Consider the following 21,989-nt stretch of genomic DNA (forward strand, 5'->3'; position numbering starts at 1 on the left):
GCCTTGCGGCCGGGCGTGGTATTTTTATTTTTGCTGATCCTGCGCGTGATTGATAATCAGCGCTGGGGCTAAATTGATGGCTGACCGTCGATTACTGAGCAGACGACATGCCGACGTTCCCGAAGCAGAAGCGCGCAGATTGCTGGCTCGACAGCTGACAGGCGAGGGGGCGACCGATTGGCTTCCGCGAATCAATGCCGAAACTCTTCAGATACAGGCCGGGCTGATTGATGAGGCAGGTATGAAGACCGACCTCTTCGTTAAGCTGAGTTTTAAACCTGGTTTGCGAACCAGCGATGCGCGCTACAGGTTTTCGGTGTTTCGAATGAACTCGTACGGCCTGGATAGGGTCTATCAGCTGTGTGTGAGCCGGGCATCGAAGCGGGAGACGGACGCGCACCGCAAGCCGCACGAACATCTTGGATCCTTAAGAAGCGTTGGCAGCGCCGCGTGGCAGAAATGGGGGTACGAGGAAGTTTTGGCCCGGTTCTGCGCTCAGACGAAAATAGTGTTCATGCCCGCGCCGCGCCAAAAGGCGTACTTCTGAACGATGACGGCGACTTTGAAATATGGGCCGAAGCCAGCGAGGCCTCGGACGCTTTCGCGCGCTATATTTCTGCGATGGTCGCATTGATGAAGTGGGAGTCGGCCGAGGTCATCCGCCTTTCCGGTCAACCCCAGTGAGCTGCGAGCGCCCGTCTAGCCACGCTTGCGCAGCGCGCACGATGTCGACTTTGAGCGTCGACAGTTGTTGTGCGAATGCCGGATCGGACAAGAGGCCAGGCTGGTAGCTGTGCCAGTCGTCAAGCTGATAGTGCAGCTTAACGACTTTGTCGATACCGAGCGATTCGCCAAACGGATTCTCGGGGTCCCGGTATTCCCAGAAGAACCTGTCCATAAAATCACTCAGGCCGCCAATCGGATCAATTCGCCCTTCGGCAATGGGCCGAAGTAGCCGTTCAATCAGTATCCGGTAGGCCTCGTCGAGGTGGGGCATTGGCAATGCAAAGTGCTGAAGCGTCTTTTCGATCGCCGGAGCCGCGCCATCCGGCCACGGCAACTGCGGATCAAGGACCAACAGGAATTCGTCGTACCAGATGTCCTGGTACATCATTGCATCGATAAGTTCACGGCAGTCCTTCTGCGGAAGGGATTTCAGCCTGAAGCGTGCTGCGGCGAACAACGCTTCCCCGGCGAGCGAAGCGTCGGCCACGGCGTTCATTTCTTCAGGATTTTCGCGACCGGCGCCGGGCGCAGGCGATACGCATCCGGCATCTTCGACCCGAGCAGCGGACGCAGGTACATACGGAATGCATCGGTCACGTCGGTGCCATCAGCGGTGATGAATTCGTCCTCCATCACGCGCGTCTTGCCGGCCACGTCTTCCAGCGGCATCAGTTCGTAGTCGACCGAGTAATAACCGGTGCGCTTGATCGCCACCGAGCCGTCGCGGTCGCCCCACATCGCGAACTGCACCGCTTTCTCGCCGACTTCGCGCGCCTCGCGCTGGTCGACATCCGACACGCAGCCGATGAACGAACGCTGCAGGTAACCGAAGGTGTCGCCGCGCACGCGCTTGATGCCCAGCTTCGTCTTGATCTCCTCGCACAGCAGGTCGGCCAGCGCGCCGGTGCCCGACAACTGCACGTTGCCGTGCGCATCCCGCTCGATTTCCTTCGCCAGCAGCGTGAGGATGGCTTCACCTGACGCATCGTGAATGCCTTCGGATACCGCGATCACGCAGCGCCCGAAACGTTCGTAAGTCTTCTTCACGTCGGCAAGGAAGCGCTCGATATCGAAGGTGCGCTCGGGAATGTAGATCAGGTGAGGGCCGTCATCGGGAAATTTTTTCCCGAGGGCCGACGCCGCCGTCAGGAAGCCCGCATGCCGCCCCATCACCACGCCGACATACACGCCCGGCAATGCCGCATTATCGAGGTTGGCCCCGGCAAAGGCCTGCGCCACGAAGCGCGCCGCCGATGGAAATCCCGGCGTATGGTCATTGCCGACCAGGTCGTTGTCGATGGTCTTCGGGATATGGATGCAGCGCAGCGGGTAGCCGGCCTTGCGCGCCTCTTCGCTGACGATGCGCACCGTGTCGGACGAGTCGTTGCCGCCGATGTAGAAGAAGTGTTCGATCTCGTGCGCGCGCAACACCTCGAAAATCTTGTGGCAGTAGGCCAGGTCAGGCTTGTCGCGGGTCGATCCCAGCGCCGACGAGGGCGTGCTGGCCACCAGTTCCAGGTTATGGCTGGTTTCCTGGGTCAGGTCGACGAAATCCTCGTTGATAATGCCGCGCACGCCGTGCATCGCGCCGTACACGCGGGTAACGTGCTTGAAGCGGCGCGCCTCCAGCACGACGCCGACCAGCGACTGGTTGATGACGGCGGTCGGACCGCCTCCCTGTGCAACGAGGATTTTTCCGGACGACATGCGCAGCTCCTTTTGAACGGGTAATTGCAATCGCAACCAGAGTACCGCAATTTGAACGCTGTGTTACGGCTTACCGATGTGACGCACAAGGAGTTTCTCGGGACAGATACGAAAAGTGTTTATTCAGGCGAGCGGATATGGTCGACCATGCCATCCGACCTGCGGCTCGGCGGGGCGGTCAGCAGGCTGGCGATCACCATCACGGCGATACCGGCCGGCACCCCGAACACGCCGGCCGAAATCGGCGCGATGTGGAGCCACTGGCCGGCGACCGAGCCGCCCACGCCGGGATGGGTGTGCAGCATGTAGTACAGGCACATGATGAAACCGGCCACCATGCCCGCGATCGCGCCCTGGTGGTTGGCGCGCTTCCAGAACACGCCCAGCACCAGCGCCGGGAACAGCGTGGACGCCGCCAGCGAAAACGCCGCGCCCACCAGCGACAGGATGTCGGCCGGCTTTTGCGACGCCGCGTAGGCGGCGATGAAGGCCACCGCGAGCAGCAGCAGCTTGGAGATCGTCACCCGCTTCTGGGTCGATGCCGCCGGATCGACGATCTTGTAGTAGACGTCATGCGACAGCGCGTTGGAGATGGCCAGCAGCAGGCCGTCGGCGGTCGACAGCGCCGCGGCCAGTCCTCCCGCCGCGACCAAACCCGAGATCACGTAGGGCAGGCCCCCGATTTCCGGTGTCGCCAGCACCAGCACGTCGCCGTCGATGGCGATTTCCGCCAGCTGCACGACGCCGTCGCGGTTGATGTCGACGATGCTGATCAGGGGGTTGACCTTATCGACGTTGGCCCAGTACGAAATCCAGTCGGGCAGCTTGGTGAAGTCGGCGCCCACCAGCGAACTGTAGATGTCGAACTTGACCAGCACCGCCAGCGCGGGAATCGTCAGGTAAACCAGCAAGATGAAGAACAGGGTCCAGAACACCGAGCCGCGCGTCTCGCGCACCGAAGGCGTTGTGTACGAGCGCATCAGGATATGCGGCAGCGCGGCGGTGCCGAGCATCAGACAGAACACCAGCGCGAGGAAGTTATTGCGGCGGATGTCCGACTGGGCAGGATCGTCGCCGGGGAAGGGCGTGGCGTGCGGCGCCGGTGGGCGGGCGCGCTTCAGGTTGGCGTCGCGCAGGCTGGCCCAGATCGTGCGCGCCTCCGCGGCGTCCTTCGGATAGGCGATGAGGGCGCGCTCGGCGGCGCGGATCTCGGCCAGCGACGCGTTACGCATGCGGACTTCGTCGAGCTGGCGCTGGACTTCTTCCTTACCGCGCTCCCACGACGCAGGCAGCGTGGCGATCCTGGCCTGGTAAACGTGAGCACGCTCGCTGAAGATCGCGCGTACTTCGATCTCCTTCGGATCGGCGGCCAGTTCGGCCTCGCGCTGCGCCAGTTTCGGCATCACCGACCCGTAAGCCAGCTGCGGCAGCGGATTGTCGGCGTGCTTCACCGACAGCCACATGGTCGGGATCAAAAACGCCACCAGGATGATGATGTATTGCGCCACCTGCGTCCACGTGATGCCGCGCATCCCGCCGAGGAAAGAGCAGACCAGGATACTGGCCAGCCCGAGGAAAATCCCGACCGAGAAGTCGACGCCGGTAAAGCGCGACGCGATCAGGCCGACCGCGTAGATCTGCGCCACCACGTAGGTGAACGAGACGATGATCGTGGCCCCCACGGCAATCGCGCGAACCGGCCCGCCGCGGCCTCCCGCGCCGCCGCCATAACGCGTCGCGAGGAAATCGGGAATGGTGTATTGCGCGAAGCGGCGCAGGTAGGGCGCGATCAGCAGCGCGACCAGGCAGTAGCCGCCGGTCCAGCCCATGATGTAGGCGAGCCCGTCGAAGCCGTGCAGGTACAGTCCTCCCGCCAGGCTGATGAAGCTGGCCGCCGAAATCCAGTCGGCCGCCGTCGCCATGCCGTTGAACAGCGAGGGCACGCGCCGTCCCGCCACATAATATTCAGAGACGTTCGAGGTGCGGCTGATGACGCCGATGCTGGCATACAGCACGATGGTCGCGAACATGAATGAGTAGCCGATCCACAGCCGCGGCATGCCTTCCTGCTCCAGCAGCGCCAGCGCGGCAAGGAAGCCGCCGAAGCAGGCGGTGTACCAGAGATAGTAGCGCGACAGTTTGTTGAAATAGGGCGAAGTGCGGTTCATGCAAACTCCCGCTGGCGCTGCTCGAACTGCTGGTCGGCGCGCCGCATGGACCACGCGTAGGCGCCGATGATGGTGAGGTAGATCAGCAGCGAGCCTTGCGCCGCAAGGTAGAACGACAGCGGCCAGCCGAACACGGACAAGCCTTGCAGTTCGCGCGCGAAGAACACGGTGCCGAAGGTCGTGGCCAGCCACAGCGCGAGCAGCACGCCGGTAATCGTGCGGGTGCGGCGCCAGTGCAGCGCGCGCGCCGTCACCAGCGCATGCAGGCGGCGGGCGGCAAGGCCCGCGTCTTCGTGCTGTGCTTCCATCAGTCGGATTCCTCTACGATGATTGGCGGCGGCGGGAAGGTCACGCGGAACAGGCTGCCGGGCAGTTTTTTCGCAAAGCCGCGCGGGTTGCTGAAGACGTCGACTTCGGCGCCGTGCTGCTGCGCGATCTCGCGCACGATCGCCAGCCCAAGGCCGCTGCCGCTGGCGCTGCTGCCCAGGATCCGGTAGAAGCGTTCGAACACGTGCGCGCGTTCGGCCGGTGCGATACCAGGCCCTGTGTCTTCCACTTCCAGGATCGCCTGCTGCGCATTACTACGCACGCGCACGGTGACGCTGCCGCCCGCAGGCGTGTAGCGCAGCGCGTTGTCGATCAGGTTTGACAGCAGCTCGCGCAGCATCATGGCGTTTCCCTCAAGGGCAACCCCGGCGTCCGAGGCCTCGAAACCAAGGTCGATCCGGTACGAGAACGATGCCTGCACCCAGTCCTGCACCGTGTCGCGCGCCAGCACATTCAGGTCGACCAGTTCGAACGCCAGCCCGGTGTGCGGCTGGTTCTCCGCGCGCGCCAGTGCCAGCAGCTGGTTAACCAAACGCGTGGCCGACTCCGAACTCTTGGCCAGCTGTTCGAGCGAGCGGTGGATTTCATCCGGGTCGAGCTGGCGCAGCGCCAGCTCCGACTGCATGCGCATGCCGGCCAGCGGCGTTTTCATCTGGTGCGCCGCGTCGGCGATGAAGCGCTTCTGCATGTCGATGGTTTGCGACAGGCGCGAGAGCATGTCGTTGAGCGAGCCGACCAGCGGCGAGATCTCTTCCGGCACCTGGGTCGCGTCGATCGGCGAGAGGTCGTCCGGTCGGCGCGCGCGGATGCGCCGCTGCAGTTCGGCCAGCGGCGACAGGCCGCGCGCCAGCGCGAACCACACCAGCGCAAGCACGATCGGCAGGATGATGAACTGCGGCAGGATCACTCCCTTGATGATTTCGTTGGCCAGGTGGGCGCGCTTGTCCAGCGTTTCGGCCACCTGCACCAGCGCCGCATGGGGTTCCACGTTGCGCGCGGCCGGGCGCAGGTTGACGTAGCTGAACGCGACCCGCACTTGCGTGCCGTTCATCGCGTCGTTGCGGAAATGGACAGTGCCCGTGCGGTAGCGGTCCGGATTGTCGGGCAGCGGAAGCTCGCGGTCGCCGTCGACGTACTCCTTGTATGGCCCGGTGACCTGGAAATAGACGTTGTCGACATCGTCGGCGCGCAGGATGTCGCGCGCGGTGCCGGGCAGGCGCGACACCGCCTTGCCGTCGACTTCGCGCACCTGCTGCGCCAGCACCGTCACGCTGTCTTCCAGCGCATGGTCGAACGGCTGGTTGGCGATCGACTTGGCGACCAGGTAGGTGATCGCGATACTCATTGGCCACAGCAGCAGCAGCGGCGCCAGCATCCAGTCGAGGATCTCGCCGAACAGCGAGTGCTGGATGTTCTCTTCGGGTTCGGGGTTGGGCGGCAGGTACAGGTCAGCCGGCTGGGGCGGCTCGTTGATCCCGGCCAGGCCGGCGTCGCGGTCGTTCACTTCGAATCGGTATGCGCGTCCGCGCCGGCGCGCGCGGCATCGGGGTATTTTTCAAGGCAGTAGCCCAGCCCGCGCACGGTGGCGATGCGCACGCCGCCCACTTCGATTTTTTTGCGCAGGCGGTGCACGTAGACTTCGATGGCGTTATTCGACACTTCCTCGCCCCACTCGCACAAGTGGTCGACCAGCTGCTCCTTCGAGACCAGGCGGCCGGTGCGGGCCAGCAGGATTTCGAGCAGCCCCAGTTCGCGCGCAGACAGGTCGAGCATCTGGTCGTTGACGTAGGCACTGCGCCCGACCTGGTCGTATACCAAAGGTCCATGGCGGATCACGGTGGGGCCGCCGCCGGCGCCGCGCCGGGTCAGGGCGCGTACGCGCGCTTCGAGTTCGGACAGCGCGAACGGCTTGGCCATGTAATCGTCGGCGCCAAGATCGAGGCCATTGACGCGCTGCTCGATCGAATCGGCCGCGGTGAGAATCAGAACCGGCAGCAGCGACGCGCGCGAGCGCAGGCGGCGCAGCACTTCGAGGCCGGACATCTTGGGCAGGCCGAGGTCGAGGATCAGCAGGTCGAATTCCTGCGTCGACAGGGCGGTATCGGCTTCCTGGCCGTTGCGCACGCAGTCGATGGCGTAGCCCGACTGGCGCAGGGACCGCGTCAGTCCGTCGGCAAGTACACTATCATCTTCGGCAAGTAAAATACGCATGGGGCACAGGAACGTCGAAACTGGCAGATATCCCTATTGTGTTTCATTTTCCGTAACACCGCGAGAATAATCACGATTTTTGAGCTATTCGACAATATCTGCAAGTTGCGCTTGCAAAGACCACTGTTTTTTTATACAGTATCGGCTGAACCGAGTGACTCCGCCCCTTTTCAAGACTGAAAGAACATTATGGACGACAAAAAAACCGCATTGCATGGCGCTGAAAAGGGCAAGGCGCTCGCCGCCGCCCTGGCACAGATTGAAAAGCAGTTTGGCAAGGGCTCGGTCATGCGCATGGATGCCAGCATGCCGGTCGAGGAAGTCCAGACCGTGTCGACCGGCTCGCTCGGCCTCGACATCGCGCTCGGCGTCGGCGGCCTGCCGCGTGGCCGTATCGTGGAAATCTACGGGCCTGAATCGTCGGGTAAAACCACCCTGACCCTGCAGACCATCGCGCAGATGCAAAAACTGGGCGGCACCTGCGCCTTCATCGATGCGGAACACGCGCTCGACGTCGGCTACGCACAAAAACTCGGCATCAACCTGTCGGAGCTGCTCATTTCGCAGCCAGACACCGGCGAGCAGGCACTGGAGATCACCGACGCGCTGGTGCGCTCGGGCAGTGTCGACCTGGTGGTCATCGACTCGGTTGCCGCGCTGACCCCGCGTGCCGAAATCGAAGGCGACATGGGCGACTCGCTGCCAGGCCTGCAGGCACGCCTGATGTCCCAGGCGCTGCGCAAGCTGACCGGTTCGATCAACCGCACCAATACCCTGGTTATCTTCATCAACCAGATCCGCATGAAAATCGGCGTCATGTTCGGCAGCCCGGAGACCACCACCGGCGGTAACGCGCTGAAGTTCTACGCGTCGGTTCGCCTGGACATCCGCCGCACCGGTTCGATCAAGTCCGGCGACGAAGTCATTGGTAACGAAACCAAGGTCAAAGTCGTCAAAAACAAGATCGCGCCGCCGTTCAAGGAAGCCCACTTCGACATCCTGTACGGCTCCGGCACCTCGCGCGAAGGCGAAATCCTCGATCTTGGCGCCGACAACAAGATCGTTGAAAAATCGGGCTCCTGGTACAGCTACAACGGCGAACGTATCGGCCAGGGCAAGGACAACGCACGTACCTACCTGCAGGAGCGTCCGGCACTGGCGCGCGAAATCGAGAACAAGGTACGCGTTGCCCTCGGCGTGCGCGAACTGCCGGCGCCGGTTGGCGGCGATGCTGAGGCGACTCCAAAGGTCGCCAAGCTGAAGGCCGTCGCCGAATAAACTGGCGATGAAACCCCGGCTCAGCCTGAAGGGCCGTGCCCTGCGTTACCTGTCAATGCGGGAACACAGTCGGCTGGAACTGGGGCGCAAGTTGTCGCGTTATGCCGAGGAGGGCGACGATGTCGAAGCCCTTCTTGATTTTTTAGAGCAGAACAACTGGCTGTCGCAGGAGCGCTTTTCCGAATCGCTGGTTCACCGGCGGTCCGCGCGCTTCGGCAACAGCCGCATCATGGCCGAGCTGCAAAGCCACGGCCTGGGCGGCGAAGCCTTGCAGGAAGTGAAGGCCGGCCTGGCCGGAACTGAAATGGCGCGCGCCCGAGAGCTTTGGCAGCGCCGCTTCGGCACGGTCGCAACCGATCCGGCCGAACGCAACAAGCAAATGCGTTTCCTGATGCAGCGCGGCTTTTCGCAGCGCGCCGTATTCACCGCGCTTAAGGGCGAACCTGACGACGAGTTCTGAGCGTGTCCCGTGGCTTCCGCCGAGGCCGCCTTCCGTTGTTGATGTGCGTCGACTCGGCGCACATCTCCTCACCAACAGCGGGCGGCCCCGCCGGCAGCAACGCAAGTCCATCATTGCGCCTTTCCAGAAGGTGCATACAACGGGCTAATTCCTTCCCCACGCAATATTATTACCTCGACAACAGACCGATCTTATGCCGCAATGCAGCGGCGACATGTGATAAACTTTTGTGGTTTAAGCAGCGCCGCATGAGCGGTAGTTGCCGCAGAAGCTGCGGTGACGTGCATCAGCACACCAGCTGCACACAATTTTTCGCCGCTTTCCGGCATTCGGCCCTTATGCCCCTGTCTCCACCTGTTCCGCGCGCGTTGCGGCACACCCGCGCCATCCAAGTCGAAGCGTTCAAACGCGACGATGGCCTATGGGATCTCGATGCGCGAATCACCGACGTGAAGGAGAACGACGTGACGCTCGCCTCCGGCGTGCGTACGGGCGGAACACCCCTGCATGAGCTGAGCCTGCGCATCACCATCGATCTCGAACTGACCATCGTCGACGCCGAAGCGGCTTCCGATGCGGTTCCGTATCCCGGCTATTGCGATGTCATCAGCCCCGCCTACAAACAACTGGTCGGCCTGTCGCTGGTGAAGGATTTCCGCGCCGGCCTGAAAGAGCGCCTGTCCGGCGTCCTCGGCTGCACGCACCTGACCGAACTGGCCCAGGTTCTGCCGACTGCCGCCATCCAGGCGTTCGCCAACGATGTCATCAAGACGCGCGACGGCGCTGGCGACCTGCTGCCAAACCGTCCGTTCCAGATCGACAAATGCTATGGCCTGCGGGCCGATGGCCCGGCGGTCGCCATGTACTATCCGCGCTGGGTGGCCACGACGGCCAGCAGCTGACAAGAGTTCCGTTTTTCCGACGTTCGTTTCACATCTCAACCGTATTTCTACAAATCAGCATCATAAGAAGGGAAGCCAGCATGAAAATCCATGAGTATCAAGGCAAAGAAATCCTCCGGCAATTCGGAGTGACGGTACCGCGCGGCATCCCGTGCATGTCCGTAGAAGAGGCTGTCAAAGCTGCAGAAACGCTGGGCGGCTCGGTCTGGGTAGTCAAGGCGCAGATCCATGCTGGCGGCCGCGGTAAAGGCGGCGGCGTGAAAGTGGCCAAGTCGCTGGAGCAAGTCAAAGAATACGCAGAACAGATCATGGGCATGCAGCTGGTCACGCACCAGACCAGCCCTGAAGGCCAGAAAGTACGCCGCCTGCTGGTTGAAGAAGGCGCGGACATCAAGAAAGAACTGTACATCTCGATGGTCACCGACCGTGCGAGCCAGAAGGTTGTCCTGATGGCGTCGTCGGAAGGCGGCATGGACATCGAAGAAGTCGCTCACACGAACCCGGAAAAAATCCACACCGTCGCGATCGACCCGGCCATCGGCCTGACCGACGCTGAAGCGGATGACATCTCGGCGAAGATCGGCGTTCCACCAGAGTCGATCGCCGACGCGCGCACCCAGCTCAAGGGCCTGTACAAGGCTTATTGGGAAACCGACGCATCGCTGGCTGAAATCAACCCGCTGATCCTGACCGGCAGCGGCAAGGTCATCGCACTGGACGCGAAGTTCAACTTCGACGCCAACGCACTGTATCGCCAGCCAGAAATCGTCGCTTTCCGCGACCTGGACGAAGAAGATCCAGCGGAAGTCGAAGCATCGAAGTTCGACCTGGCCTACATCTCGCTCGACGGTAACATCGGTTGCCTGGTCAACGGCGCTGGCCTGGCCATGGCAACCATGGACACCATCAAGCTGTTCGGCGGCGAGCCAGCCAACTTCCTCGACGTGGGCGGCGGTGCGACGGCAGAAAAAGTGACCGAAGCATTCAAGATCATGCTGAAGAACCCTGGCCTGAAAGCCATCCTGGTTAACATCTTCGGCGGCATTATGCGCTGCGACGTGATCGCTGAAGGCGTGATCACCGCATCGAAGGCCGTTTCCCTGCAAGTGCCGCTGGTCGTGCGCATGAAGGGCACCAACGAAGACATCGGCAAGAAGATGCTGGCCGACTCCGGCCTGCCGATCATCGCCGCCGATACGATGGAAGACGCAGCGAAAGCCGTAGTCGCCGCTGCTGCTGGTAAAGCCTAATTCGAAGGAAATAACATGTCGATCCTGATTAATAAAGATACAAAAGTTGTAACCCAGGGAATTACCGGCAAGACCGGTCAGTTCCACACCCGCATGTGCCGCGAGTACGCGAACGGCAAGAACGCCTTCGTTGCAGGCGTGAACCCGAAGAAGGCCGGCGAAGATTTCGAAGGCATTCCTATTTTCGCCAACGTCGCTGAAGCGAAAAAAGAAACCGGCGCCAACGTGTCGGTCATCTACGTTCCGCCAGCAGGCGCTGCTGCCGCGATCTGGGAGGCTGTCGAAGCTGAACTGGACCTGGCAATCTGCATCACCGAAGGCATTCCTGTCCGCGACATGATGGCCCTGAAGGACCGCATGGCCAAGTCGGGTTCGAAGACCCTGCTGCTGGGTCCTAACTGCCCAGGCCTGATCACCCCTGATGAAATCAAGATCGGCATCATGCCAGGCCACATCCACAAGAAGGGCCGTATCGGCGTGGTTTCGCGTTCGGGCACCCTGACCTATGAAGCAGTCGGCCAGCTGACCGCACTCGGCCTGGGCCAGTCCTCGGCAGTGGGCATCGGCGGCGATCCGATCAATGGCCTGAAGCACATCGACATCATGAAGATGTTCAACGACGATCCTGATACCGATGCGGTCATCATGATCGGCGAAATCGGCGGCCCGGACGAAGCCAACGCGGCGTACTGGATCAAGGACAACATGAAGAAGCCGGTCGTTGGCTTCATCGCTGGTGTAACCGCACCTCCGGGCAAGCGCATGGGCCACGCCGGCGCGCTGATCTCGGGCGGCGCAGACACCGCGCAAGCCAAGCTGGAAATCATGGAAGCCTGCGGCATCAAGACCACCAAGAACCCGTCGGAAATGGCGCGTCTGCTGAAAGCCATGCTGTAATTTGTAAGCATGGACGAAGGTAGTCAATAATGACGGGGAGCGTTTTCGCTCCCCGTTTTTATTTCAGGAATGGAGAGGCCAGTGGCCAAAATTGTCATATCGCACGGCGACATGGTGGAGCAGGAGGTCGAGCTGACCAAGCCGCGCATGACCATCGGGCGCCATCCGAGCAACGATATCGTGATCGCGCACCGGGCTGTTAGTAGCCAGCACGCCGCGATTACCGTATCGGCGAGCGATACCCAGGTGGAAGACCTGGGCAGCACCAATGGCACTTTTGTCAACGGGCAGCGGATTGCGCGGCAGATTTTGGCGGACCGGGATGTCATCAAGGTCGCCTTGCATACTATTAGCTACGTTGCCGGCACTACTGTCGCCGCAGCACCGGTAGCGTCGATTGAAGTCATGAACGGCCCGAACCAGGGGAAGAAGCTCACTTTGGTAAAGCCGCTGACAACGCTGGGCAGTCCGGGCGTGCTGGTCGTCGTCATAGGCCGGCAGGACGATCACTATTTCATCCGTCACGTGGATGGCTCCGGCGTTCCACTTGTAAACGGAGAGGCAATAGTGGGCGAGCAGCGATTCCTCGCCGATGGCGAAAGCATCGATCTGGCAGGAACTCGGATGCAATTTTCTGTCACCACATGATCGTTGACAAACTTTGGAACCAAAGCTGACGGAATTTGTCAGTAATAGTGACGGAAAATGGCTGAGTTACCCGGTTTTGATATCGTCGAAATAACAGAAACCCGTGAATTCAGGCTGGCACGGCAATTGCTCATATGAAAGGGCGGTAGCAGTGCATGACAAAATTCAAACCCACACGGAGAAACACCATGAAATCGATGAAAATGATGAAGAAACAAGCACAAGCCGGCTTCACCCTGATCGAACTGATGATCGTTGTTGCCATTATCGGTATCCTGGCAGCTGTTGCAATTCCGGCTTACCAGGATTACGTTGCAAAGTCGAAGTTTGCTGCTGCACTGGCTGAGGTTTCGAGCGGCAAGACTGCGTTCGATGTCGCTCTGAACGATGGTGAGACCCCGGGTACTGCTCCTGCCGACTTGGCTGGCATGGGCCTGGCCACCGCAGCAACTGCAAACTGCACGCTCGGTCTGACTGCCACCACCATCACTTGCGACGTCGAAGGTGGTCCAGCAACCGTTAGCGGAGGCGTCATTACCTTGACCCGCGCCGATAACGGTGCATGGTCTTGCGGCGCGACTGGTGTGGACCAGAAGCACATTGGCCCAACCGGTGTCTGCACAGCTGGATAATTGAAAGACCCGCAATGGTGTAGGTTGAAACAAAACCCCACGATGTGGGGTTTTTGTTTTTCGTGGATCGAAACTAGATCGCAACAATCCAATCCCCCGACTTTCCCCCATGCTTTTCCAATACGCGAACGTTGTTCATCACCATTCCGCGGTCCACTGCTTTGCACATGTCATAGATCGTCAGCAGGCCGACCTGTACAGCAGTCAGCGCCTCCATCTCCACACCGGTTTTACCCACGGTTTCAACTCGCGCGCGGCAATGCACGCTTGAACCAGCCTCATCGATCTCGAAATCCACAGCAACTCGTGTTAGCGCGAGCGGATGGCAGAGCGGCACCAGATCGCTGGTCTTCTTAGCCGCCATGATCGCCGCGATCCGTGCAATCCCCAGTACATCCCCTTTCTTGGCCGTGCCCGACACTACCCGTGCCAAGGTCTCCGGCTTCATCCGGATCGTGCCAGCGGCAACTGCCACACGATGGGTCTCGCTCTTGGCTGCCACATCGACCATATGCGCTTGGCCGCTTGCGTCGAAATGGGTAAGGTCACCTGTGCCTTGCGGCGTGTCGTCTGTCGTCATGGTTGGGGAAATGGTAGGTGGTAACAAAATGTGTGAATAAGAGGGCGGGGTGATGCGTGTTTCGTGGATGCGGGTATCATAGCATCGTGAAAACGAAACCAGCTCCAGCTCTGCGACGCCTCACCACCCAATTGCGGCGTGCCGTCACGGCCGTATCCGCTGCCGCACTGACGTCCTTCATCGCCGCGACTCCCGCCGGTTACGCCCAGGCAACGTCCGCCGCGCCAAGCCTGCCTACCCTCGGCGACACGGCCCGCGAAGACCTCTCACCCGTATTCGAACGCAAGCTCGGCGAAGAAATCATGCGCGACATCCGGCGCGACCCCGATTTCCTCGATGACGATGTCGTCCTCGAATACATGAACACCTTCGGCAACGCGCTGGTCACCGCGTATCCCGGTGCCCGCGGCGAAACCAATGCCGACTATTACTTCTTTGCTGTCCGTGATCCGGTCCTGAACGCGTTCGCCTTGCCGGGCGGTTTTATCGGCGCGCACTCCGGCCTGCTGATCGCGGCCCAGTCCGAATCCGAACTGGCATCCGTGATGTCGCACGAGATCGGCCACGTCGCGCAACGCCACATTGCCCGCATGCTCGGGCAGCAGCGTCAGGACGCCTTGATCCCGCTGGCGGCGATGCTGCTCGCTGCGCTTGCCTCTCAGGCCAGCAGCGACGCCGCGATGGGCGTATTCATGGGCGGGCAAGGCCTGGCGATTCAACGCCAGCTCGATTTCTCCCGCGATGCCGAACGCGAGGCCGACCGGGTCGGCTTCCAGATCATGGGCTCTGGCGGCTACGACACGACCGGCATGGTAGAGTTTTTCCAGCGCCTTCAATCGGCCAGCCGCAACTATTCGGACCTGACCCCGGCCTACCTGCGCAGTCACCCGCTGACATCCGAACGCATTTCCGATATCCAGTCGCGCATCCGCGAAACGCCTTACCGCCAGCGTGTGGACAGCATCGAATTCCATCTCGTCCGCGCGCGGATGCGCGTGCTGCAGGACGAATCCGTACAGGGCCTGCGCGAAACGGCCCTGACGTTCGAAAACCAGCTTACCCAGTTAAGCCGCCAGCAAAAAGCAGGTGCGCAGTATGGCCTGGCGTTTCTCGAGCTCAAACGCGGCGACCACGTCAAGGCACAGGCGTGGCTCGACAAGGCGCGCGCGACGATGAAGCCGCCGGATAATAAGGCGGTGCTGTCCGCCGAGCGTGCAGACTCCAACGGCGCGGCGATGTTCGCCAGCCTTGGAATCGAGATCAAGCTCGCGCCGAGCCAGTCGGCGGCGGTCAAGCTGCAAGGGATGAAAGACGCCGAACTGGCCCACTTGCAGTTCCCGCTGTCTCGCGGCATCGCTCGCCAGTATGCGGATGCGATGATCGCCAATGGCAAGCTGGATGATTCCGCGAAGTTCCTGCGTGACCAGGTTCAGTTGTACCGATCGGAGCCGAAGTTGCATGATTTGCTGGCCAAGACGTATGCGGCGCAGGGAAAGTTGACGCTTCAGCACATGGCGCTGGCGGAATCGTATGCGTTGGGTGGCAGTGTGCTGGCCGCGCTAGACCAGCTGAACATCGCGCGGAAGGCGAAAGATGCATCGTTCTATGACCTCGCCCTGATCGACGCGAGAGAGCGCGAATGGCAGGCGAAGCGCAGGGAAGAGATTGAGGAAGCGAAGAAGTAGCAGACTTCTCTCGACGTCGTTCCCGCGAAAGCGGGAATCCATGCTGAGCGGATAAGGATGCGACGTATGGGTTCCCGCGTTCGCGGGAACGACGGTTTTACGGTTGCGGGATCTTAACGAAGCCGAATTCTTCCGGGACGGCCGCTTGCCTGATGCGTTCGACCGGAGTCTGCCCAAGCAGCAGTGATCCTTGCCCACCTTCCATCCACGCCATCAGAGCTTCGTCCGAAGCAGGCTGACCATCAATCTGCATCGCCTGCATCATCTGCGCCATATCCCGGTCATCCACCTTCGCGACCTTGTCGCCGCTGGCGACAATCAGCTCACCATTCTCGGTCATGCACGCGCGTTCCATGACGCCGAGTGCCTCGCCGGTCTGCAACAGCAAGCCCTGCTGCGGGTCAGTGCGTGCAATGAACGGCGTCGCTTCCAGATTGAGATAAACGCGTTGCGGCCCATTCTGGAAATACCAGCAGCCGCGCTCGTCCGCAGCGTAATTTCGATTGATGAAGCCCACCAAAGTCGGCTGATTCAGCTTGTCGCCGGGAAGCTCCCGCTGCTGCGCGCGCTCGTCACGCATGCGCCAGCCGCCGCGCGCATCGAGCGCGAGCCAGCCATAGCAGTGCGGTACGTTTGGCCATTTCGCAATGGCCTGTTTTACGATGTCATCCATGCACGACAGCTTCGCACACTTCACGCTCAGCGGGCGCCCGCGTCGGGCCGTCCCCTTCGAGAAAGCGAATCAGGCGCTGCGGCAGCCACTCCAGGCTGCCCGGCAAGCCGCCGGTCGCGAAGCCTACATGTCCGCCGTGTTCGGGATATTCCAGTGTGACGCTAGCCGACGCTTCGCTCGGCAAGTGAACTCCCGGCAGGAAAGGATCGTTGCGGGCGTTGAGCACCAGCGTCGGCACCGTGATATCAGCAAGCACGTGCTTGGCGCTGGCGCGGTCCCAGTAATCGTCGGTGTCGCGGTAGCCGTGCAGCGGCGCCGTCACCACGTTGTCGAACTGGTAGAGGTCGCGGGCGGACATCAGCGCGTCGCGGTCGAACAAGCCGGGGAACTGGTCCAGTTTGGCGATACACTTCGGCTTCAGCGATTGCAGGAACATGCGCGTATAAAGCATGTTGAAGCCGGACGATAGCGACTCGCCGCCGCGCGCAAGGTCGAGCGGCGCCGACACTGCGCACGCCGCATCGACAATCTCCGCTTCATGCTGCGATTCGCCCAGCCAGCGCAGCAGGGCATTGCCGCCAAGCGAAACGCCGACAGCGTAAAACTTGCCTGCAGCGCGCGGCCGCAAGCGCCGCAGAATCCAGTCGATTTCCTGCGCGTCGCCCGAATGGTAAAACCGTGGCGCGAGATTCGGTTCGCCCGAACATCCGCGGAAATGCGGCACGGCGCCGGACCATCCGCGCGCGGCGATGGCCGCCATCATGGCGCGCGCGTAGTGGCTGTTGGACGAGCCTTCGAGTCCATGGAACAGCACCACAAACGGCTTCCCAGGCTCGCCGTCAACGAAATCGACATCGACGAAATCGCCGTCATGCGCGTCCCAGCGCTCGCGCCGGAACGCAACAAAGGGCTTGCCAATCGCGATGGCGGGATAAATGGTCTGGAGGTGTCCGCTGGGAAGCCAGAACGGTGCGGTGTAACGCATGCGGGGAAAATCAGTGCAGGTTGGTTGGCAGCGGGCCGGACGGTACCGGGCCGGGCGCTACCGACACATGGTGCGACACCATGCGCCAGCCTGCCGGCGTCTTCAGATAAACATTGGTCGCGACCAGATGCGCGGCTTCGTCGCCGTTCGAGGTCACGCCTTCCACCACGCTGTGCACCGCGCTCATCATGTTGTGGCTGGTGTGCAGCTGCGACGAGCGAATCTGCAGGCCGCCGCGTTCGAGGATCGCTTCCCACGAGGCGTGGATCGCCGCGTGGCCGTGCAGGCGCGGGCCGCCCGGGTGGATGCAGATGATTTCCTCGTCCTCCGCCCACAGTTCCATCAGGCCGTCGACGTCGCCGCGGTTGAGCGCATCATAGAAGGCCGCCTCGACCTCGGCGGCGGTGCCAATCAGCTGTTTCTCGCGTTTCATCGTGTCTCCGGCCAGCGCAATTAGTGGTGCGACAGGACCGTGCCTGGCTTGAGCATGTATTCGGTGCCGCAGTACGGGCACTTCGCCAAGCCGTCGTGGCCGAAGTCGAGGAACACGCGCGGGTGGGATGACCACAGCGGCATCGCCGGGTTCGGGCAATGCGCCGGCAGGTCTTTGGCCTCGAGTTCTACTGCTGGCACTTGTTTGTGATTCATGGATTCTCCGAAACGCTAAGGGGCAAGACCTCGATTTTAGCGGATTCAGGCAGCCATCCGGAATGGCCGTTAAAATAGCGCCTCAACAATCATGGCCGTGCTCGCCTTTTTCACATGGAAAAGCGGGGTCCGCGCCACACAAAGAATTGCGCTTCATGGCCGATCGTCCCGCACTGCCCGCTACACCCTCCGCAGTACGCTGTGGCAGGAAAACAACATGAGCGGGCCGCTTCCCCCAACGTCACCGGAGTCGAGTTTTCCGGCAGACGAAGACCCGGCCGTTTTCCGCGAAGGCTTCAAGGTCGGCATCCCGACGCTGTTCGGCATCGGCGCATGGGGCCTGGTGGTTGGCATCGCGATGATCAAGACGGGGCTGAGCATTCCCCAGGCGCTGGCGATGACCTTGCTGGTGTTCGCCGGTTCGGCCCAGCTTGCCTCGCTTCCATTGATTGTTGCGAATGCCCCGATCTGGGTGGTGTTCGCAACGGCGCTGGTCGTCAATCTTCGTTTCGTCATTTTCTCGGCCATCCTCGCGCCGCACTTTGCCCACCTGCCCTGGAAAAAACGCTTTGCGCTCGGTTATGTGTCCGGCGACATGAGCGTCGCGCTGTTCCTGCAGCGTTATCCGAGCGAGGCCCCGGCGCTTGGCAAGCTGTCCTACCTGAAGGGCCTGCTGTACCCGAACTGGGGTGCATGGCAGGTCGGCTCGATCGCGGGCATTTTCCTCGGCGCTGCCGTGCCGACCGAGTGGGGCCTTGGCTTCGCCGGCACCCTCGCGATCATCTGCATCATGGTGCCGCTGACGGTGAATAAAGCAGCGGCGTGCGGCGTGCTGGTCGCCGCGGCAACCTCGGTGCTGGGCTACGACTTGCCGTACAAGCTGGGCCTGCTCGCCGCTGTGCTGCTCGGCATGCTGACCGCGATGGTCGTCGAAGAAACGCTGGAAAAGATACAGGCCAAGGCATGAGCGACCTCGAAATCTGGATCACCATCGGTGTGCTTGCCGTGGCTACCGCGGCCACCCGCAGTTCGTTCTGGCTGGTCGGCCACCACATCACGATCCCGAAGCGGGTGCAGGAAATGCTGCGTTTCGCCCCGGCCTGCGCGCTGGCGGCCATTGTCGCGCCCGATTTATTGCTCGGCACGAAGGGTGAGCTCCACCTGGCCATCTCGAACCTGAAGCTGGTGGCCGGGCTGGCGTCGATCGGCTATTACCTGCTGCGCAGAAACATGCTGGAAACCATCGTTTTCGGGATGCTGTTCTTTACCGGCCTGCGGCTCTGGTTGCAGTGACCATACTGGCAGTTTTGCATTGTTCATGAGTTAAAATAGCGTTCTTTTATATTCGACCGTTTGGGTAGCCATGCACGCTGTTCTCAACTTCACCCGTCTGCAAGACCTGATCGACCAAAACGCGCTGCAAGGAAAACGCGTGTTCATCCGCGCCGACCTGAACGTGCCGCAGGATGACGCGGGCAACATCACCGAAGACACGCGCATCCGCGCTTCGGTGCCTGCCATCCAGGCCGCCCTCAAGGCAGGCGCGGCCGTCATGGTCACGTCCCACCTGGGCCGTCCGACCGAAGGCGCGTTCAAGCCGGAAGACAGCCTGGCGCCGGTCGCCGCGCGCCTGTCCGAGCTGCTCGGCCAGCCGGTCGAACTGAAGCAGGACTGGGTTGACGGAAAGGGTCTCGAGAACCTGCAGCCTGGCCAGGTCGTGCTGCTTGAAAACTGCCGCGTCAACAAGGGCGAGAAAAAGAATTCCGACGAGCTGGCCCAGAAGATGGCAAGGCTGTGCGACGTCTACGTCAACGATGCCTTCGGCACCGCGCACCGCGCCGAGGCGACGACCCACGGTATCGCCAAGTTCGCACCGAGCGTTTGCGCAGGCCCGCTGCTGGCCGCCGAACTGGACGCGCTGGGCAAAGCCCTGGGCGCGCCAAGCCGTCCGCTGCTGGCCATCGTTGCCGGTTCCAAGGTGTCGTCCAAGCTGTCGATCCTGAAGGCGCTGGCCGGCAAGGTGGATAACCTGATCGTCGGCGGCGGCATCGCCAACACCTTCATGAAGGCGTCCGGCCTGAACATCGGCAAGTCGCTGGTCGAGGCAGACCTGGTCGACGAAGCGAAAGCCATTATCGACATGATGTCCGCGCGCGGCGCGACCGTGCCTATTCCGGTCGATGTCGTCTGCGCGAAAGAATTCTCGCCAACCGCCGCGGCCACCATCAAGGATGTGGCCGACGTCGCCGACGACGACATGATCCTCGATATCGGCCCGAAAACGGCGGCCACGCTGGCCCAGCAGATCCGCGCCGCCGGCACCATCGTCTGGAACGGCCCGGTCGGCGTATTCGAGTTCGACCAGTTCGGCGAAGGCACCCGCATGCTGGCGCTGGCGATTGCCGGCTCCAAAGGCTTCTCGATCGCGGGCGGCGGGGACACCCTCGCGGCCATTGCGAAATACGGTATCACCGATAAAATCGGCTACATCTCGACGGGCGGCGGGGCATTCCTCGAATTCCTCGAAGGGAAGACGCTGCCGGCGGTGGACATCCTCCTGCAACGCAGCACCAGGTAACGCCAGCGCAGCCCTCCGGCTGCGCTTTTACTTCAAGGATTACTATGTATCGTGGCACAAAGATCGTTGCAACCATCGGCCCGGCTTCGACCGACTTCGATATCCTCGTCAAAATGATCAAGGCAGGCGTTGACGTTGTCCGCCTGAATTTCTCGCACGGCAAGGCGCAAGACCACATCGACCGCGCCACGCTGGTCCGCCGCGCCGCGGCCGAATGCGGCAAGGAAGTGGCGATCATGGCCGACATGCAGGGTCCGAAGATCCGCGTCGGCAAGTTCGAGGACGGCAAGATCAACCTGGAGAACGGCGAGAGGTTCATCCTCGATGCGAAGTGGGGCGACAACGGCGAACTGGGCAACCAGGAACGGGTCGGCCTCGACTACAAGGCGCTGCCGCGCGACGTGCGTCCGGGCGACCGCCTGCTGCTGAACGACGGCCTGATCGTGCTGGTCGTGGACCGCGTCTTCGGCCACGAAGTGTTCACCACCGTCAAGGTCGGCGGCGAGCTGTCGAACAACAAGGGCATCAACCGCCAGGGCGGCGGCCTGACCGCGCCGGCGCTGACCGCCAAGGACATGGAAGACATCAAGACCGCGATGAGCTTCCAGGCCGACTACCTGGCGATCTCGTTCCCGAAAAGCGCGACCGACATGGAAATGGCGCGCCAGCTGGCCAACATCGCCGGCGAGCCATTCCACCACAAGCCGAAGATGATCGCCAAGATCGAACGTGCCGAAGCGATTCCTGTGCTGCAGGAAATCCTCGACGCCTCCGACGGCATCATGGTCGCGCGTGGCGACCTGGCTGTCGAAGTAGGCAATGCTGCCGTGCCTGCGCTGCAGAAGCGCATGATCCGCATGGCGCGTGCAAGTAACAAGCTGGCGATCACCGCGACCCAGATGATGGAATCGATGATCGTCAACGCGGTGCCGACCCGCGCCGAAGTATCGGACGTCGCCAACGCCGTGCTGGACGGCACCGATGCAGTGATGACCTCGGCCGAAACCGCATCGGGCAAGTACCCGATCGAAACCGTGGAAATGATGGCGGCGATTTGCGCCGAAGCCGAGCAGTCCGAGTACAACAAGCTCGACGCCGACTTCCTGAACATCCAGTTCACCCGCATCGACCAGTCGATCGCCTACGGCGCGCTGTTCACCGCGCACCACCTGCGCGTGAAAGCGATCGTGGCGCTGACCGAGTCGGGCTCGACCGCGCTGTGGATGAGCCGTCACAGCATCGACACGCCAATTTTCGCGCTGACCCCGTCACAGCAGACGCAGCGCAAGGCTTCGCTGTATCGTAACGTGCAAGCTTATCACCTGCTGCAGGAAGGCGGCAGCCACGCAGTATTGCGCCAGGCGGAAGAATTGCTGATGAAACAGGGCGTTGTTCGCAAGGGCGACACAATCGTCGTCACCTGGGGTTCCCCGATGGGACAGGCCGGCGGCACCAACGCACTGAAAATCGTGCGCGTAGGAGAATTCGACTAACACTCGCGGCAGGGTCGACCGGTGTCGTTCCCGCGGAGGCCTCGGCGGCCCCGCGGGAATCCATATCTGGCCTGCTCGGCAACGGTGATATGGGTTCCCGCCTTCGCGGGGACGACAGGATTAAAGCTGCGGGCTTCAAAG

The 21,989-nt window shown here is 61.8% G+C and carries 24 protein-coding genes; 13 read left to right on the forward strand and 11 right to left on the reverse strand.

Translation table 11 applies throughout. From position 1 onward, the window contains the following. The first annotated feature begins 76 nt into the window (after positions 1–76). Positions 77–547, forward strand: coding sequence for a hypothetical protein (locus tag HHL21_RS10605; RefSeq protein ID WP_169465518.1), 471 nt, complete (start codon positions 77–79; stop codon positions 545–547). Positions 548–655: 108 nt separating this feature from the next. On the opposite strand, the gene HHL21_RS10610 is transcribed toward HHL21_RS10605, so the two are convergent. The 6 genes from HHL21_RS10610 to HHL21_RS10635 form a co-directional block, all read right to left on the reverse strand. Then, positions 656–1,222, reverse strand: coding sequence for a hypothetical protein (locus HHL21_RS10610; protein WP_169465520.1), 567 nt, complete (start codon positions 1,220–1,222; stop codon positions 656–658). Continuing rightward, complete coding sequence (locus HHL21_RS10615; RefSeq protein WP_169465522.1) at positions 1,219–2,433, reverse strand: 6-phosphofructokinase; 1,215 nt, start codon at positions 2,431–2,433, stop codon at positions 1,219–1,221. Before HHL21_RS10615 ends, HHL21_RS10610 begins: the two co-directional genes overlap by 4 nt. Positions 2,434–2,552: 119 nt before the next feature. Continuing rightward, positions 2,553–4,601, reverse strand: coding sequence for a sodium:solute symporter family protein (locus tag HHL21_RS10620; protein ID WP_169465525.1), 2,049 nt, complete (start codon positions 4,599–4,601; stop codon positions 2,553–2,555). Next, positions 4,598–4,909: a DUF4212 domain-containing protein gene (locus HHL21_RS10625; protein WP_169465526.1), complete on the reverse strand. Its 312-nt coding sequence runs from the start codon at positions 4,907–4,909 to the stop codon at positions 4,598–4,600. Before HHL21_RS10625 ends, HHL21_RS10620 begins: the two co-directional genes overlap by 4 nt. Further along, positions 4,909–6,432 (reverse strand): sensor histidine kinase, encoded by a 1,524-nt coding sequence (locus tag HHL21_RS10630; RefSeq protein ID WP_370659699.1) that lies wholly within the window; start codon positions 6,430–6,432, stop codon positions 4,909–4,911. Before HHL21_RS10630 ends, HHL21_RS10625 begins: the two co-directional genes overlap by 1 nt. Further along, positions 6,429–7,139, reverse strand: a complete 711-nt coding sequence (locus HHL21_RS10635; RefSeq protein WP_169465528.1) for a response regulator — start codon at positions 7,137–7,139, stop codon at positions 6,429–6,431. Before HHL21_RS10635 ends, HHL21_RS10630 begins: the two co-directional genes overlap by 4 nt. 189 nt (positions 7,140–7,328) lie before the next feature. Here HHL21_RS10635 and recA point away from each other — a divergent pair, with 189 nt between their 5' ends. The 7 genes from recA to HHL21_RS21935 all read left to right on the forward strand — a co-directional run bounded on the left by recA (position 7,329) and on the right by HHL21_RS21935 (position 13,206). Continuing rightward, positions 7,329–8,417, forward strand: coding sequence for a recombinase RecA (gene recA / locus HHL21_RS10640; RefSeq protein WP_169465530.1), 1,089 nt, complete (start codon positions 7,329–7,331; stop codon positions 8,415–8,417). A 7-nt stretch (positions 8,418–8,424) separates the two neighbouring features. Further along, positions 8,425–8,877, forward strand: a complete 453-nt coding sequence (gene recX / locus HHL21_RS10645) for a recombination regulator RecX (RefSeq protein ID WP_169465532.1) — start codon at positions 8,425–8,427, stop codon at positions 8,875–8,877. 338 nt (positions 8,878–9,215) lie between these two features. Further along, positions 9,216–9,779, forward strand: coding sequence for a DUF2889 domain-containing protein (locus HHL21_RS10650; protein ID WP_169465534.1), 564 nt, complete (start codon positions 9,216–9,218; stop codon positions 9,777–9,779). An 80-nt stretch (positions 9,780–9,859) separates the two neighbouring features. Beyond that, positions 9,860–11,029 carry an ADP-forming succinate--CoA ligase subunit beta gene (gene sucC, locus HHL21_RS10655; RefSeq protein ID WP_169465536.1) on the forward strand — a complete coding sequence of 390 codons (1,170 nt, stop codon included), beginning with the start codon at positions 9,860–9,862 and terminating at the stop codon, positions 11,027–11,029. A gap of 15 nt (positions 11,030–11,044) precedes the next feature. Beyond that, positions 11,045–11,926: a succinate--CoA ligase subunit alpha gene (gene sucD, locus HHL21_RS10660; RefSeq protein ID WP_169465538.1), complete on the forward strand. Its 882-nt coding sequence runs from the start codon at positions 11,045–11,047 to the stop codon at positions 11,924–11,926. Between the two features lie 81 nt (positions 11,927–12,007). Continuing rightward, positions 12,008–12,574 carry an FHA domain-containing protein gene (locus HHL21_RS10665; RefSeq protein ID WP_370659700.1) on the forward strand — a complete coding sequence of 189 codons (567 nt, stop codon included), beginning with the start codon at positions 12,008–12,010 and terminating at the stop codon, positions 12,572–12,574. A gap of 188 nt (positions 12,575–12,762) precedes the next feature. Next, on the forward strand, positions 12,763–13,206 hold the full coding sequence (locus HHL21_RS21935; RefSeq protein WP_308640234.1) for a pilin: 444 nt from the start codon (positions 12,763–12,765) through the stop codon (positions 13,204–13,206). A 73-nt stretch (positions 13,207–13,279) separates the two neighbouring features. Here HHL21_RS21935 and moaC read toward each other — a convergent pair whose 3' ends face one another. Beyond that, the gene (gene moaC, locus HHL21_RS10675; protein ID WP_169465542.1) at positions 13,280–13,786 is read right to left on the reverse strand and encodes a cyclic pyranopterin monophosphate synthase MoaC; all 507 of its coding nucleotides are present in this window, start codon (positions 13,784–13,786) and stop codon (positions 13,280–13,282) included. 86 nt (positions 13,787–13,872) lie between these two features. On the opposite strand from moaC, the gene HHL21_RS10680 reads away from it, so the two are divergent. Then, the gene (locus HHL21_RS10680; protein ID WP_370659701.1) at positions 13,873–15,471 is read left to right on the forward strand and encodes a M48 family metallopeptidase; all 1,599 of its coding nucleotides are present in this window, start codon (positions 13,873–13,875) and stop codon (positions 15,469–15,471) included. A gap of 97 nt (positions 15,472–15,568) precedes the next feature. On the opposite strand, the gene HHL21_RS10685 is transcribed toward HHL21_RS10680, so the two are convergent. The 4 genes from HHL21_RS10685 to HHL21_RS10700 are packed head-to-tail and all read right to left on the reverse strand — an operon-like array spanning position 15,569 to position 17,777. Next, positions 15,569–16,144 (reverse strand): DUF2946 family protein, encoded by a 576-nt coding sequence (locus HHL21_RS10685; RefSeq protein WP_169465544.1) that lies wholly within the window; start codon positions 16,142–16,144, stop codon positions 15,569–15,571. Next, entirely contained in the window at positions 16,137–17,129 is a 993-nt protein-coding gene (locus HHL21_RS10690) for a YheT family hydrolase (RefSeq protein ID WP_169465546.1), read from the reverse strand. Before HHL21_RS10690 ends, HHL21_RS10685 begins: the two co-directional genes overlap by 8 nt. Before the next feature lie 10 nt (positions 17,130–17,139). Then, on the reverse strand, positions 17,140–17,562 hold the full coding sequence (locus HHL21_RS10695) for a YybH family protein (RefSeq protein ID WP_169465548.1): 423 nt from the start codon (positions 17,560–17,562) through the stop codon (positions 17,140–17,142). 20 nt (positions 17,563–17,582) lie between these two features. Beyond that, positions 17,583–17,777, reverse strand: coding sequence for a zinc-finger domain-containing protein (locus tag HHL21_RS10700; protein ID WP_169465550.1), 195 nt, complete (start codon positions 17,775–17,777; stop codon positions 17,583–17,585). 217 nt (positions 17,778–17,994) lie between these two features. Here HHL21_RS10700 and HHL21_RS10705 point away from each other — a divergent pair, with 217 nt between their 5' ends. From HHL21_RS10705 to pyk, 4 genes are all read left to right on the forward strand, one after another. Beyond that, entirely contained in the window at positions 17,995–18,744 is a 750-nt protein-coding gene (locus tag HHL21_RS10705; protein ID WP_169465552.1) for an AzlC family ABC transporter permease, read from the forward strand. After that, on the forward strand, positions 18,741–19,070 hold the full coding sequence (locus HHL21_RS10710) for an AzlD domain-containing protein (RefSeq protein WP_169465554.1): 330 nt from the start codon (positions 18,741–18,743) through the stop codon (positions 19,068–19,070). Before HHL21_RS10705 ends, HHL21_RS10710 begins: the two co-directional genes overlap by 4 nt. A gap of 70 nt (positions 19,071–19,140) precedes the next feature. Further along, complete coding sequence (locus tag HHL21_RS10715; RefSeq protein WP_169465556.1) at positions 19,141–20,355, forward strand: phosphoglycerate kinase; 1,215 nt, start codon at positions 19,141–19,143, stop codon at positions 20,353–20,355. A 44-nt stretch (positions 20,356–20,399) separates the two neighbouring features. Then, positions 20,400–21,848 carry a pyruvate kinase gene (gene pyk / locus HHL21_RS10720; protein WP_169465558.1) on the forward strand — a complete coding sequence of 483 codons (1,449 nt, stop codon included), beginning with the start codon at positions 20,400–20,402 and terminating at the stop codon, positions 21,846–21,848. The last annotated feature ends 141 nt before the right edge of the window (positions 21,849–21,989 follow it).

Source organism: Massilia polaris, assembly GCF_012927275.1.
Lineage (GTDB): Bacteria > Pseudomonadota > Gammaproteobacteria > Burkholderiales > Burkholderiaceae_D > Telluria_A > Telluria_A polaris.

Excerpts from the sequence above, each read along its gene's own strand:
- HHL21_RS10690 (WP_169465546.1), bottom strand. The coding sequence starts at position 17,129 with ATGCGTTACACCGCACCGTTCTGGCTTCCCAGCGGACACCTCCAGACC.
- HHL21_RS10615 (WP_169465522.1), bottom strand. The coding sequence starts at position 2,433 with ATGTCGTCCGGAAAAATCCTCGTTGCACAGGGAGGCGGTCCGACCGCC.
- sucC (WP_169465536.1), top strand. The coding sequence starts at position 9,860 with ATGAAAATCCATGAGTATCAAGGCAAAGAAATCCTCCGGCAATTCGGA.
- HHL21_RS10700 (WP_169465550.1), bottom strand. The coding sequence starts at position 17,777 with ATGAATCACAAACAAGTGCCAGCAGTAGAACTCGAGGCCAAAGACCTG.
- moaC (WP_169465542.1), bottom strand. The coding sequence starts at position 13,786 with ATGACGACAGACGACACGCCGCAAGGCACAGGTGACCTTACCCATTTC.
- HHL21_RS10685 (WP_169465544.1), bottom strand. The coding sequence starts at position 16,144 with ATGGATGACATCGTAAAACAGGCCATTGCGAAATGGCCAAACGTACCG.
- sucD (WP_169465538.1), top strand. The coding sequence starts at position 11,045 with ATGTCGATCCTGATTAATAAAGATACAAAAGTTGTAACCCAGGGAATT.
- pyk (WP_169465558.1), top strand. The coding sequence starts at position 20,400 with ATGTATCGTGGCACAAAGATCGTTGCAACCATCGGCCCGGCTTCGACC.
- HHL21_RS10605 (WP_169465518.1), top strand. The coding sequence starts at position 77 with ATGGCTGACCGTCGATTACTGAGCAGACGACATGCCGACGTTCCCGAA.
- HHL21_RS21935 (WP_308640234.1), top strand. The coding sequence starts at position 12,763 with ATGAAATCGATGAAAATGATGAAGAAACAAGCACAAGCCGGCTTCACC.
- recA (WP_169465530.1), top strand. The coding sequence starts at position 7,329 with ATGGACGACAAAAAAACCGCATTGCATGGCGCTGAAAAGGGCAAGGCG.
- HHL21_RS10625 (WP_169465526.1), bottom strand. The coding sequence starts at position 4,909 with ATGGAAGCACAGCACGAAGACGCGGGCCTTGCCGCCCGCCGCCTGCAT.
- HHL21_RS10705 (WP_169465552.1), top strand. The coding sequence starts at position 17,995 with ATGAGCGGGCCGCTTCCCCCAACGTCACCGGAGTCGAGTTTTCCGGCA.
- recX (WP_169465532.1), top strand. The coding sequence starts at position 8,425 with ATGAAACCCCGGCTCAGCCTGAAGGGCCGTGCCCTGCGTTACCTGTCA.
- HHL21_RS10650 (WP_169465534.1), top strand. The coding sequence starts at position 9,216 with ATGCCCCTGTCTCCACCTGTTCCGCGCGCGTTGCGGCACACCCGCGCC.
- HHL21_RS10635 (WP_169465528.1), bottom strand. The coding sequence starts at position 7,139 with ATGCGTATTTTACTTGCCGAAGATGATAGTGTACTTGCCGACGGACTG.
- HHL21_RS10620 (WP_169465525.1), bottom strand. The coding sequence starts at position 4,601 with ATGAACCGCACTTCGCCCTATTTCAACAAACTGTCGCGCTACTATCTC.
- HHL21_RS10695 (WP_169465548.1), bottom strand. The coding sequence starts at position 17,562 with ATGAAACGCGAGAAACAGCTGATTGGCACCGCCGCCGAGGTCGAGGCG.
- HHL21_RS10715 (WP_169465556.1), top strand. The coding sequence starts at position 19,141 with ATGCACGCTGTTCTCAACTTCACCCGTCTGCAAGACCTGATCGACCAA.
- HHL21_RS10610 (WP_169465520.1), bottom strand. The coding sequence starts at position 1,222 with ATGAACGCCGTGGCCGACGCTTCGCTCGCCGGGGAAGCGTTGTTCGCC.
- HHL21_RS10710 (WP_169465554.1), top strand. The coding sequence starts at position 18,741 with ATGAGCGACCTCGAAATCTGGATCACCATCGGTGTGCTTGCCGTGGCT.